The sequence below is a fragment of the Pseudomonas sp. NPDC087817 genome, from assembly GCF_044742875.1.
In the GTDB taxonomy this organism is placed as follows: Bacteria; Pseudomonadota; Gammaproteobacteria; order Pseudomonadales; family Pseudomonadaceae; genus Aquipseudomonas.
The window spans coordinates 92,634-105,901 of record NZ_JBIUVJ010000014.1; the positions used below are offsets into that span (position 1 = coordinate 92,634).

Consider the following 13,268-nt stretch of genomic DNA (forward strand, 5'->3'; position numbering starts at 1 on the left):
CCATTCGCGTGATAGCCTTTTCACTCTTCGGCGTTGACACCTTTGCTCAAGCCTTTCCATTCCTTTGTATTGGTGGAACTCGTATGACCAGGCTTTCTCATCAAGATTTGCGCCGTAACTTCCGTCAGCTGCTGGCCTCCGACACCTGCTACCACACGGCTTCGGTGTTCGACCCGATGTCCGCACGCATTGCCGCTGACCTGGGTTTTGAAGTGGGGATTCTCGGCGGTTCCGTGGCCTCGTTGCAGGTGCTCGGCGCGCCGGACTTTGCCCTGATCACCCTCAGCGAGTTCGCCGAACAGGCCACCCGCATCGGCCGCGTCGCCCAGTTGCCGGTGATCGCCGACGCCGACCACGGCTACGGCAACGCCCTCAACGTCATGCGCACCATCGTCGAACTGGAACGCGCCGGCGTCGCCGCCCTGACCATCGAAGACACCTTGCTGCCCGCGCAATTCGGGCGTAAATCCACCGACCTGATCTCGGTCGCCGAAGGCGTCGGCAAGATCCGCGCGGCACTGGAAGCACGGGTCGATTCAGAAATGGCGATCATCGCCCGCACCAACGCCGGCATTCTGCCGAACCAGGAAATCATCAGCCGCACCCGCCAATATCAGGCCGCAGGCGCTGACGGCATCTGCATGGTGGGCGTGCAGGACTTCGATCAGCTTGAGCAGATCGCTGAACACCTGACCGTGCCACTGATGCTGGTCACCTACGGCAACCCGGCGCTGCGTGACGACAAGCGTCTGGCCGAACTGGGCGTGCGTGTGACCATCGATGGGCATGGCGCTTACTTTGCGGCGATCAAGGCAACCTACGACAGCCTGCGCGAACAGCGGCAGATCTTTACCCAGGCTTCCGACCTGAGCGCGACCGAGTTGACGCACACCTATACCCAGCCGGAGGAATACATTCTCTGGGCCAAGGAATACATGAGCGTCAAGGAGTAATAAGTTGGCCGGGCTCACGCCATCGCTGGCAAGCCAGGCTCCCACAGGTTATGCGGCCAGCTGCAAATTAGTGGTCATTCACCAAACCCTGTGGGAGCTGGCTTGCCAGCGATGAGGCCGGCCGCATCACCGCTACATCGGGGTTTTGTACGCCTCCTCCCGCTGCATCGCCCGCGCCTGAATCACATTCAGAATCGCACACCCCTCGCGCATCAACAGATGCACCGCGCTGGTCACCCGCGTCAGATCACAATCGGAAATGCCTTTGAGGTTGAGACTGGCCAGGGTGTCGGCCAGATCACGCACGACGATGAACCGGTGCATCGCACAGGCGGCCATGTCGCTGAGTTCTGTATGGGTGTTGATGAAGAGCACCGGGGATTCGGCGTCGTAGGTGTCGATGGGGAGGTAGCGAGGCATTACTTGGTCGGTCATCGGTAAAACTCCTGTAATGGGAGCTACCACCAATCGCGGCCAAACGAAGAAGGTGGCAGCCGTACGCGGGTTGGCCGACCGGATACAGGAACCGGCACACTCTAGGGTGTCCCACGCACAGCTGCCATAACACAACATCACAGCCAAACATCGACTGAATATGTTGAGCAAACTGTACGTTCCTGTAACGACCGGCCAAGGTCGTTCGCGGTAAATTCCGCGAGCCCGAACTATAGGGGTCGATACCGAAACGCGGCAACAGGGTACGTTGTAGGAAACGTCTTGGAAAGTTGTACGCCACGTAGTGATCGTTCCCACGCTCCGCGTGGGAATGCAGCCCGGGACGCTCTGCGTCCAACACAAAGCCGAACGCGGAGCGTCCGTTGAGGCATTCCCACGCAGAGCGTGGGAACGATCAACTACTACCTCACCGCGGCTTGGCCAACTCCATAATCATCCGCGACAACAGATAAATCCGCGGCGCCACGCTCGCCACTTCGGCGTATTCCTCCGGCGTATGGATATTGCCGCCAACAATCCCGAAGCCATCCAGCGTCGGCGTACCCACCCCCGCCGACAAACTGGCATCCGCCGCGCCACCACTGCCCTCCTCGGTCAGTCTGCGGCCGATCTCGCCGTAAATCCCCTGAGCCATGGCCATCAGACGATCCGACTCGGCCGTCTGCGGCATCGGCGGTAAACCGCGTTGCAAAGTCGTCTTCACTTCAGTGTCGGGAATCAACTTGTCCTGCGACACCCGCGCCAGATCCTTCTCGATACGGTCGAACTCCTCCGGCACCGCCGCGCGCACGTCAGCCTTGGCCGTGGCCTGATCCGGGATCACGTTGGTGCGATCGCCGGCCTTGAGCACGGTGAAGTTGATGGTGGTTTTCTTCGCCTCATCACCGAGTTTGCCCAGTTGCAGAATCTGATGCGCTGCCTCCATCGCCGCATTGCGTCCCAGCTCCGGTGCCACCCCGGCATGCGCCGCTTTGCCCTTGACCTCGACCAGCGCCGTCGCGCTGCCCTTGCGCCAGACCACCAAGCCATCGGCCGGGCGCCCCGGCTCAAGATTGAGGGTCACGTCATGCAGTTTGGCGGTTTTCTTGATCAGGTCGGTGGCAACGTCAGAACCGGTTTCTTCGCTGGCATCGAGCAGGAAGGTGATTTGCGCGTAGTCCTTGAAGTCGAGGTTTTTCAGGACTTTCAGCGCGTAGATCCCGGCGACGATGCCGCCCTTGTCGTCCATCACCCCCGGCCCGTAGGCGCGACCGTCCTTGATGTGGAACGGCCGCTCGGCGGCCGAACCTTCCTTGAAGACCGTGTCCATGTGCGCCATCAGGAGGATTTTCGCCTTGCCGGTGCCTTTGAACGTGGCCAGTACGTGGTTGGTTTTTTCCGGGGTGTTGGGCACCAGTTCAATCGTTGCGCCGAGCTTTTTCAGCTCATCGATGGCGATCTCGCTGACTTGTTTGAGGCCTGGCTCATCGCCGGAGCCTGAGTCGATGTTGACCAGCCGCTCCAGCAGTTTCAAGGCTTCGGGCTGGTATTGCTCGGCGTCGGCGAGCACTTGTTTATGCGGTTCGGCGAAGGCGCTGGCGGCACTGATGGCGAGAGACAGGCCAAGGCTGGCGGCCAGCAGGGAGCGGGGAAATGAGAACGTCATGAATCGATCCTTGTTTCGCGTCGGGGGTATCTGAACCGTACCTGACATCGGCGCAAGGCTCTATACCGATAGCGACATCTCCAGGACCGACACCGAACAAAACTGTGGGAGCGAGCCTGCTCGCGAAGGCGTCGTGTCAGGCGATTTCAATGTGGCTGACCCACTACTTTCGCGAGCAGGCTCGCTCCCACAAGGGGATTGTGGTGATGCGGGTCAGACGGAGTCGAGCAGTGGCTGTTTCGGCAGGTTGTCGCAATTGCACACCACCCGATTGCGCCCGCTCGCCTTGGCTTCATACAACGCCTGATCCGCGTCATTGAGCCAGCGCGTCGCATCGGCATGGGCCGGTTCGTACGCCGCCAGACCGATACTCAGACTGACCTTCAACGCCGGGTTCTGCTCATACCCCAGCGTGGCGAAGCGCTCGCGCAATGCTTCCATCGCCTGCGCGGCATGAAACAGCGGCAAATCCGGGAGGATCACGCAGAACTCATCGCCGCCATAACGCCCGCCAACGTCGGTGGCACGCAGATTCTGCTTGAGCATCTTGCTCAATTGCCGCAACACGATGTCGCCGGCGACATGCCCGTAGGTGTCGTTGATTGCCTTGAAATGGTCGATGTCGATCAGCGCAATCGCCGCGCCCTGCTTCTGCCGTTTGCAGCGCTGAAAAGCGATTTCCAGTTGATCCTTCCAGGCGCCGTGGTTGAGCAAACCGGTGAGACTGTCGGTGCGGCTCAGCGCCAGCAACTCGCGTTTATGCCGGCCGAGCGTGTAGGCCTGTCGAAAGCAGATCCAGCCCAGGGCCAACGGATACAGGAGCAATAACGGGAAACAGGCATACATATGCGCAGGCGAGGTTTGCGGCACGAACGCCGGGGCAAACACCACCAGCCCCACGCCTACCCCAAGCAGCTGCGCCGCCGAACCGGCCAGCAGAAAACGCAAACCGCCGATGGCGACGTTGTTCATCGCCATCATCGAAATGGTCGTTGCCGTGGGCAGCGGATTGAAATGCATGGCGGCGACCCAGAAGCCACCGAGGAAGGCGTCGATCAACAGATTGCGGTGTTCGGCGTGGTACGGCACCCGCGCGCGACGCGCCCATTGATACGCCAGATGCGGCCAGACCAGGCCATTGAACAACATCAGCGCCCAGACCCACAGCGGCGGATCGAGCGTGTACATCGCCACAGACACGCAGAGCAGCCCAAGCATCAGCCCGAGGACTCGCGATGTATAAAGCCTCCTGGCTAATGAAAGTCCCTTTCCTCCCGTGTTTCCCATAAGGGCCTCGACCACTCGACGGAACTGCACACCGCAGGACGGATGTGCTGGGAGTCTAACAGGGCAACGTTAAATAGCCATCACCGGCCAGCGGCCTCAACAGAACACCTCAAGCCCGCTTCCAATGGGGAAGTATTGCCAACGCGCACAGTGCAAATATTTGGCTATACCTGAAAGGATGAAAATGGAAAAACAACTATAAGAAGGAGACCCATGCAGACCTACCAAGTGTTGATCATCGGCAGCGGATTTGGCGGGCAGTGCGCGGCGGTCAACCTGCTCAAGGCCGGCATCGACGATTTTCGCCTGCTGGAACGTCGCGACTTTTTCGGTGGCACCTGGTGCCAGAACACCTACCCCGGTGCGGCGGTGGATGTGCCGTCGCCGCTGTATTCGCTGTCGTTCGCGCCCTACCGCTGGTCGCAGATGTTCGCCGAACAGGCAGAATTGCACCGCTACACCGAACACGTCATCGACCGGTTTGGTCTACGCGAGCGGGTGGAACTGCAAGCCAATGTCGAACGCGTCGAGTGGGACGACGCGGAAAAGCGCTGGGCCGTGCACACGGCCAGCAAAGGCACGTTCTACGCACAGTTCCTGATCAATGCCACCGGGCCATTGAGCCAACCGGTGATCCCGCACTTCCCCGGGCAAGATCGCTTTCAGGGCAAGACCTTTCATACAAACAATTGGGATCACGGCTACGACTATCGCGGTAAACGCGTGGCCATCGTTGGCAGTGGCGCCAGCGCGGCGCAGGTGATTCCAGTGATTGCGCCGCAGGTCGAACAACTGCATGTGTTCCAGCGCACACCGCACTGGGTGTTACCACGCGGGGATCGCGTGTTCGGGCCGTTTCAACGTTGGCTGCTGGGCCTGAAACCAGCCTACAAACTGCTGCGCTGGCTGATCTACTGGCAGTTCGAAACCCGGGTGATCGCCTTCAAATACTCGAAACCGGCGATTCATATGGTGCAAAAGCAGGCGCTGCGTTTTCTCAAACGTCAGGTGCCCGATCCGGCACTCCAGGAAAAACTCATTCCGGACTTCACCATCGGCTGCAAACGGGTGCTGGTCTCCAGCACTTATTACCCGGCGCTGAGCCGCGCCAACGTGACGCTGCACACCCGCGATCAAGGCATCGCATCGATTGACGAAAGCGGGATCAACACTCAGGACGGCCAGCACATCGACGTTGATCTGATCGTCTGGTCGACCGGTTACGACGCCACCGACGGGGTAATTTCCTACCCGGTCAGCGGAAAAAACGCCGTGCAACTCAGAGATGTCTGGGCCGACTATCCCCGCGCCTATCTCGGCACCAGCCTGCCGGACTTTCCCAACCTGTTTATCGTCACCGGGCCCAACACCGGCATCGGCCACACCTCGGCGCTGTTCATCATCGAGTCGCAGATGAACTACATCCTCGACTGCATCCGCACTGTAAAAGCCAAAGGCCTGCGCAGCATCGAAGTGCGCCCCGAGGCAGAACGTACCTACACTGCAATGATCCACCGGGAGATGGAACGCACGGTCTGGAAGTCCGGCGGCTGCCACAGTTGGTATCAAAGCAAGAGCGGTCATGTGATCGCGATGTTTCCCGGCTTCAGTTTCAGCTATCACCGCTTGACCCGGGCGCTGAAACCGGCCGACCACATTTTGTCCTGACTACGTAAAAGGAAGACGTCGATGCTTTTGCTGTTTGTCGCCCTCGCGGTGTTCGTGGCCTGGAGCTGGTTGAGTTATCCGGCGGTTGGCCACTGGCTGTATGACCTGAACATGGCCATCGAGGCCAAGTTGTACAAACTGCACAAGATTGAAGTGCCGATTGCCGAGATGACGGTGTCGACCTGGCAAGGTGGGCCTTACGAGGCGGCCAGTGCGATCCTGATGCTGCATGGTTACAGCGCCGACAAGAACCTGTGGCTGCGCTTTTCCCGGCATTTCGTGCGCCAGTATCGGGTGATCATTCCGGACTTGGCCGGCCACGGTGAAACCGGCTTCAAGGCCGGCGGCGGCTACGACATTCCGTTGCAGGCCAAGCGCATGATCCAGTTGCTGGATGTCTGCGGTGTGGAAAAGGTGCATGTGATCGGCAACTCCATGGGCGGTTATATCGCGGCGTGGCTGGCGGCAACTTATCCGGAGCGCATTGCTTCGGTGGCGCTGATCGATCCGGCCGGCGTAACCGCACCAGAGGCCAGCGACATGGAGCGCCACCTGGCCCGTGGGCATAACCCGTTTCTGATCAATTCCCGGGAAGAATTCCGCCAGTTTTATGCAATGACCATGGCTTCGCCGCCGTGGGTACCGAAGCTGGTGCTGGACGCGATTGCCCAGCGCTATGAACAACAACGCGATGACCTGGAAGAAATTTTCCGCGATTTCCGCGCCAGCCCGCCGATGGAGCCAAAACTGGCCGACATCAAATGCCCCGCGCTGCTGCTGTGGGGGCGCAAGGATCGGTTGATCGACGTCAGCAGCGTGCCGGTCTGGAGCAAGGGCATCGCCAATTTGCAGGTGGATGTGTGGGATGGCGTCGGGCATATGCCGATGGTCGAACAGCCGGGGAATACCGCAAGGTTGTACCGGGAATTCCTCGGAAACCAAAAATGATCCTCAAGACAAACCCGACCCCTGTGGTGAGGGGATTTATCCCCGATGGGTTGCGAAGCAGCCCCCAACCTGTGCATGCAATCTGTCTGATCCTCAGCATTCTCTGCACTGGGGCCGCTGCGCGACCCATCGGGGATAAATCCCCTCACCACAGTCAATCCTCCTCATCACCAGAGAGATTCGGGTTGAGATGAACATTCTGTATGACGAACGCCTCGACGGCCCGCTGCCTGACGTGAACAAAGCCGATCTGCTCAAGGCCTTGCAGCGCGCCGTGCCTGATCTCGACATTCTCTGGCGCGAAGAAGAGCTCAAACCCTACGAATGCGACGGCCTCTCCGCCTACCGCACCACACCGATGCTGGTCGCCCTGCCCCATCGACTCGAACAAGTGCAAACCCTGCTCAAACTGTGCCACCAGCAAAACGTCCCCGTGGTCGCCCGTGGCGCTGGCACCGGTTTGTCCGGCGGTGCCTTGCCGTTGGAAAAAGGCCTGCTGCTGGTCATGGCGCGCTTCAACAACATCCTGCACATCGACCCGGCCGCCCGCACCGCTCGCGTGCAACCCGGCGTGCGCAATCTGGCGATCTCCCAGGCTGCCGCGCCGTTCGGTTTGTATTACGCGCCCGACCCGTCCTCGCAAATCGCCTGCTCGATCGGAGGCAACGTCGCCGAAAACGCCGGTGGCGTGCATTGCCTCAAGTACGGCCTGACCGTGCACAACCTGCTGAAAATCGAAGTGCTGACCATTGAAGGCGAACGCTTGACCCTGGGCTCCGAGGCCCTCGATTCACCGGGTTTCGATTTGCTCGCGCTGTTCACCGGTTCCGAAGGTCTGCTGGGGATCATCACCGAAGTCACCGTCAAACTGCTGCCCAAACCGCAAGTTGCCAAGGTACTGCTGGCCAGTTTCGATTCCGTGGAAAAGGCCGGGCGTGCCGTGGCTGAAATCATTGCGGCGGGGATCATTCCCGGCGGTCTGGAGATGATGGACAACCTGGCGATTCGCGCCGCCGAAGATTTTATCCACGCCGGCTACCCGGTCGACGCCGAAGCGATCCTGCTGTGCGAACTCGATGGCGTCGAAGCCGATGTCCACGACGACTGCCAACGGGTGCGCGAGGTCATGACCGCGGCCGGCGCTACCGAAGTGCGCCAGGCCCGCGACGAAGCCGAGCGCGTGCGTTTCTGGGCCGGGCGCAAAAATGCCTTTCCGGCCATCGGCCGCTTGTCGCCGGATTATTACTGCATGGACGGCACCATCCCGCGCCGCGAACTGCCCGGCGTGCTGCAAGGCATCGCCCGTCTCGGTGAGGAGTACGGCTTGCGCGTCGCCAACGTGTTTCATGCCGGCGACGGCAACATGCATCCGCTGATCCTGTTCGATGCCAACCAGCCCGGCGAGCTGCACCGGGCAGAAGCCCTCGGCGGCAAGATTCTCGAATTGTGCGTGCGCGTTGGCGGCAGTATCACCGGCGAACACGGGGTCGGCCGCGAGAAAATCAATCAGATGTGCGCGCAATTCAACAATGACGAACTCAGCCTGTTCCACGCCGTTAAAGCCGCGTTCGACCCGCAAGGGCTGCTCAACCCCGGCAAAAATATCCCGACCCTGCACCGCTGCGCCGAGTTCGGTGCCATGCACATTCACGCCGGGCAACTGCCGTTTCCCGAGCTGGAGCGTTTCTGATGGCCGATTTCGATGCTGCCGACGCCCTGCTCGATCAGGTCAATGAAGCACGGGCCAATGCCACGCCGCTAAAAATTCAGGGCGGCAACAGCAAGGCGTTTCTCGGCCGCGAGGTGGCCGGTGAAGTGCTCGATACCCGCGTGCATCGCGGCATCATCCGTTATGACCCAACAGAGCTGGTGGTCACCGTGCGCGCAGGTACACCGTTGTCCGAGTTGCTCGCGGCACTGGACGCTGCCGGGCAGATGTTGCCGTGCGAGCCGCCGTCGTTCGGCGAAAGCGCCACGGTCGGCGGCATGATCGCCGTCGGGCTGTCCGGCCCTCGACGGCCATGGTCGGGCTCGGTACGTGATTTCGTCCTCGGCACGCGAGTGATCACCGGCCTCGGTCAACACCTGCGTTTCGGCGGCGAGGTGATGAAAAACGTCGCCGGTTATGACCTGTCGCGGCTGATGGCCGGCAGTTATGGCTGTCTCGGTGTGCTGACCGAAGTCTCGCTGAAAGTCCTGCCCAAACCCCGCCAGTGCCTGAGCATCCGCCTCGATATCGATTGCGCACGGGCACTGGCCAATCTCGCCGAATGGGGCCAGCAACCGGTGCCGATCAGCGCGGCGTGCCACGACGGCACAAGTCTGTACTTACGACTGGAGGGCGGCGAAGGTTCGGTGACGGCGGCCCATCAACGCCTGGGTGGCGAGCCGTTGGACTCAGTGTTCTGGCGCGATTTGAACGAGCAACGTTTGCCGTTCTTTGACGAGGGCCTGCCGCTGTGGCGCCTGTCATTACCGAACAATCTCGGCCCACTCGACCTGCCCGGCGAACAGCTGATCGACTGGGCCGGCGCGCAACGCTGGTTGAAATCGCACAGCCAGCACATTCATATACTCGCCCAGGAACTTGGCGGCCACGCGACCTGTTTCACCCACGGCGCCAGTGACTCACCGTTCCAGCCTTTGCCCGCGACACTGCTGCGCTATCACCGGCAACTCAAGGCGCAACTCGACCCGCAAGGGCTGTTCAATCCCGGCCGGATGTACGCGGAGGTCTAGCCATGCAAACCACCCTCAGCGAGCAATCCCGACAGCTGCCCCGCGCCGCCGAGGCGGAAAAGATCCTGCGCACTTGCGTGCATTGCGGCTTTTGCAACGCGACATGCCCGACGTATCAATTGCTCGGCGACGAACTCGATGGCCCGCGCGGGCGCATCTACCTGATCAAGCAAGTCCTCGAAGGCGCGCCAGCGACCGCGCAGACGCAACTGCATCTGGACCGCTGCCTGTCGTGCCGCAATTGTGAAACCACCTGCCCGTCGGGTGTCGATTATCACAACTTGCTCGACATTGGCCGGGCGGTGGTTGATCGCGCAGTGCCGCGCCCGGCAGCTCAACGTTTGTTGCGCGAGGGCTTGCGCGCATTGGCGCCGAATCCTGGGTTGTTCAAAGGCTTGTTGCGCGTCGGCACTACGTTCCGCCCGCTGTTGCCGCGGGTGTTTGAAAGCAAGCTGCCGCAACATCTGCCAACGTCCGGTTTGCGCCCCGTGCCACGCCACTCGCGGAGGGTGTTGCTGCTTGAAGGTTGCGTGCAACCGGGGCTTTCACCCAATACCAATGACGCGACGGCGCGGGTGCTTGATCGGCTCGGAATCAGTGTCACCCCGGTGACCGAGGCGGGTTGTTGCGGTGCACTGGATTATCACCTCGACGCCCAGGCTAAAGGCCTCGATCGTGCCCGGCAGAACATCGACGCCTGGTGGCCACACCTGCAAAACGGCGCCGAAGCCATCGTGCAGACTGCCAGCGGTTGTGGCGCATTCATCAAGGATTACGGGCATTTGCTGGAGGATGATCCGGCCTACGCCGAAAAGGCGCGGCGGATCAGTGAGCTGACGCTGGATCTGGTGCAGATCCTCACGCAAGAACCGCTGGAGCAGATCTGCGCGGCCGCTGAACGGCGGATCGCCGTACATTGCCCCTGCACCCTGCAACATGCGCTGAAACTCGGTGGCGCGGTGGAAGCGCTGCTGACCCGCCTCGGCTTCAACCTCACCGCCGTGCCGGACGGCCATTTGTGCTGCGGCTCGGCAGGCACTTACTCCCTCACGCAACCGGCGCTTGCCCGGCAATTGCGCGACAACCGCCTCAACGCCCTGGAGAGCGGTCGCCCGGAATTGATCGTGACTGCCAATGTCGGTTGCCAGAGCCACCTCGCCAGCGCCGGACGCACACCAGTCAGGCACTGGATCGAACTGGTGGATCAGTCGTTGGCAGAATGAAGTTCGTAGGATTCTTCGTTTGCCCGCGTGTGAGAAGGCTGCGATCTTTTCCCCCATCCATTCCGTGACCGTGGCAGGAATTTTTTTCATGAGCGTGCAGTCTTTCGTCAGCCCCGACCTGATCCGCCAACGCTTCTCCAAAGCGATGTCCGACATGTACCGCGAAGAAGTGCCGCTGTACGGCGCGCTAATGGAATTGGTCGAGCAGACCAATCGCGATGTGCTGTCCCGGCAGCCAGACATCGCCCGGCAACTCGACCGTACCGGTGAGATCGAACGCCTGGACATGGAGCGCCATGGCGCGATTCGTGTGGGCACGGCGACAGAGCTGGCGACCCTCGCCCGCCTGTTCGCGGTGATGGGCATGCAACCGGTGGGTTATTACGACCTGACGCCGGCGGGTGTGCCGGTGCACTCGACGGCGTTTCGTGCCGTGCATGAAGAGGCGCTGCAAGTCAGTCCGTTTCGGGTATTCACCTCGTTGTTGCGCCTGGAGTTGATTGAAGACCCCGAGCTGCGCGGGTTTGCGGAGTCAGTGCTGGCCAAGCGCTCGATCTTTACGCCAGCGGCGTTGCGTTTGATCGCGCAGGCTGAAACGGCTGGCGGGCTGACGGAAGCTGAAGCCGCAGAATTCGTCCTACAGGCACTGGAAACTTTTCGCTGGCATCACAGCGCAACTGTTACCGCCGCGCAGTACCAGACACTGAGCGCCCAACACCGTTTGATCGCCGACGTAGTAGCGTTCAAAGGTCCGCACATCAATCACCTGACACCACGCACGCTGGACATCGACGCCGTACAGCAGCAGATGCCAGCCCACGGCATCACGCCCAAAGCAGTGATCGAAGGCCCGCCACGTCGGCAATGCCCGATCCTGCTGCGCCAGACCAGTTTCAAGGCACTGGACGAGCCGATCGCCTTCACCGATCAAAGCGAAACCCGTGGCAGTCACAGCGCCCGTTTCGGCGAAATCGAACAACGCGGCGCGGCGCTGACACCCAAGGGCCGTGCGCTGTATGACCGCTTGTTGAATGCGGCCCGCGATGAACTCGGTGACTTTCCCAACGAAGGCAATGCCGCACGCTACAACGCGCTGATGACTCAACACTTTGGCGAATTCCCCGACAGCGTCGAGGGCATGCGCGCGCAGGAGTTGGCGTACTTTCGCTATTTCATTACGGAAAAAGGTGTGGCGGCAGGTAGTCTCGGCGCCGCCTCGCTGGAGGATCTGTTGCGCGACGGCTATGTGAAAGCGGAACCGCTGGTGTACGAAGATTTCCTGCCGGTGAGTGCGGCGGGGATTTTTCAGTCAAATCTGGGCGATGCAGCGCAGACACACTATGGCGAACACTCCAATCGCCATGCGTTCGAACAGGCGCTGGGGCGCTCGACCATTGATGAATTGGGCTTGTACGCCGAGACGCAACAGCGTTCGCTCAAGGAATGCGCCGACATCTTGGGCTTGAAACCCATCTGAAAATTAACCTTACCCTTGTGGCGAGGGGATTTATCCCCGAAGGGCTGCGCAGCGGCCCCAAAAAATAGTGCAGTAGCGAAGACCTTAGGGAGCGCTACGCACTCCAGCGGGAGCAAGCTCCCTCGCCACAGGTTTTGCATTTACTCAGCGCAAACGCTGGCGTGCTTCCTCCGGAGAAACTGGATTTTGCCTAGTCTGCAATACCCCATCCTCCCGCGTTTTCCCCAACCAGTCCGCCCACTGAAGAAAACGACATCGCGCTCACTGATGGCATATGGCCGTACTGCGCAAGAAGTTGCGCAGTTGCCCGTAATATTTCACTACTAAATTGCCCTACAAGCCATGATCTACGTGGCCTGTAGCCAAGTGCGCAAGAAGTTGCGCAGTACTGCGCAACTTCTTGCGCACTTTTACCCTGAATCCCCGCTGAAAAATCCTACAAAGCGCAGGCCAGAGCGGTTTCACCCCCGGCTCCCGGGGACATTACAAAAGTTGGCACGCTCCTTGATAACAGTCAGGCACCCACCGGGCGATTTCGCCTCCCGGGCACCTTAAATTTATCCGCAAGGAGAGCATCCCATGGCAACACCAGCGTACATGTCGGTTACCGGCGAAAAACAAGGTCTGATCACTGCAGGCGCTTTCACCGCCGACTCCGTTGGCAACACCTACCAGGAAGGCCACGAAGACCAGGTCATGGTTCAGGCTTTCAGCCACGACGTGATCATCCCGCGTGACCCGCAATCCGGTCAGCCAACCGGTCAGCGCGTGCACAAACCTGTTGTGATCACCAAGGTCTACGACAAGGCTTCGCCTCTGCTGCAAGCCGCTCTGACCTCGGGCGAGCGCATGAGCGAAATCGTTATCCAGTG

General features: G+C 60.6%; 11 protein-coding genes. 8 read left to right on the forward strand and 3 right to left on the reverse strand.

The window, feature by feature from the left end; all coding sequences use genetic code 11:
* Positions 1–83: 83 nt before the first annotated feature.
* A complete protein-coding gene (locus ACIONG_RS13260) occupies positions 84–953 on the forward strand; it encodes an oxaloacetate decarboxylase (protein ID WP_025111253.1) in 870 nt (289 codons plus the stop codon).
* Positions 954–1,085: 132 nt separating this feature from the next.
* On the opposite strand, the gene ACIONG_RS13265 is transcribed toward ACIONG_RS13260, so the two are convergent.
* The 3 genes from ACIONG_RS13265 to ACIONG_RS13275 all read right to left on the reverse strand — a co-directional run bounded on the left by ACIONG_RS13265 (position 1,086) and on the right by ACIONG_RS13275 (position 4,341).
* A complete protein-coding gene (locus tag ACIONG_RS13265; protein WP_401299962.1) occupies positions 1,086–1,388 on the reverse strand; it encodes a hypothetical protein in 303 nt (100 codons plus the stop codon).
* A gap of 427 nt (positions 1,389–1,815) precedes the next feature.
* The gene (locus ACIONG_RS13270) at positions 1,816–3,054 is read right to left on the reverse strand and encodes a M20/M25/M40 family metallo-hydrolase (protein WP_401299965.1); all 1,239 of its coding nucleotides are present in this window, start codon (positions 3,052–3,054) and stop codon (positions 1,816–1,818) included.
* A 213-nt stretch (positions 3,055–3,267) separates the two neighbouring features.
* Positions 3,268–4,341: a diguanylate cyclase gene (locus ACIONG_RS13275; protein WP_401299968.1), complete on the reverse strand. Its 1,074-nt coding sequence runs from the start codon at positions 4,339–4,341 to the stop codon at positions 3,268–3,270.
* 213 nt (positions 4,342–4,554) lie between these two features.
* Between ACIONG_RS13275 and ACIONG_RS13280 the strand changes: the two genes are divergently transcribed.
* The 7 genes from ACIONG_RS13280 to tssD form a co-directional block, all read left to right on the forward strand.
* The gene (locus ACIONG_RS13280; RefSeq protein WP_401299971.1) at positions 4,555–6,009 is read left to right on the forward strand and encodes a flavin-containing monooxygenase; all 1,455 of its coding nucleotides are present in this window, start codon (positions 4,555–4,557) and stop codon (positions 6,007–6,009) included.
* A gap of 21 nt (positions 6,010–6,030) precedes the next feature.
* Positions 6,031–6,957, forward strand: coding sequence for an alpha/beta fold hydrolase (locus ACIONG_RS13285; RefSeq protein WP_401299974.1), 927 nt, complete (start codon positions 6,031–6,033; stop codon positions 6,955–6,957).
* 190 nt (positions 6,958–7,147) lie between these two features.
* Entirely contained in the window at positions 7,148–8,647 is a 1,500-nt protein-coding gene (gene glcD, locus ACIONG_RS13290) for a glycolate oxidase subunit GlcD (RefSeq protein ID WP_401299977.1), read from the forward strand.
* Positions 8,647–9,696, forward strand: coding sequence for a glycolate oxidase subunit GlcE (gene glcE, locus ACIONG_RS13295; protein ID WP_401299980.1), 1,050 nt, complete (start codon positions 8,647–8,649; stop codon positions 9,694–9,696). Before glcD ends, glcE begins: the two co-directional genes overlap by 1 nt.
* A gap of 2 nt (positions 9,697–9,698) precedes the next feature.
* Positions 9,699–10,919 (forward strand): glycolate oxidase subunit GlcF, encoded by a 1,221-nt coding sequence (gene glcF, locus ACIONG_RS13300; protein ID WP_315448253.1) that lies wholly within the window; start codon positions 9,699–9,701, stop codon positions 10,917–10,919.
* A gap of 88 nt (positions 10,920–11,007) precedes the next feature.
* Complete coding sequence (locus ACIONG_RS13305) at positions 11,008–12,396, forward strand: VOC family protein (RefSeq protein WP_401299983.1); 1,389 nt, start codon at positions 11,008–11,010, stop codon at positions 12,394–12,396.
* 579 nt (positions 12,397–12,975) lie between these two features.
* On the forward strand, positions 12,976–13,268 hold a 293-nt coding region (gene tssD / locus ACIONG_RS13310), incomplete at its 3' end, for a type VI secretion system tube protein TssD (protein WP_401299986.1).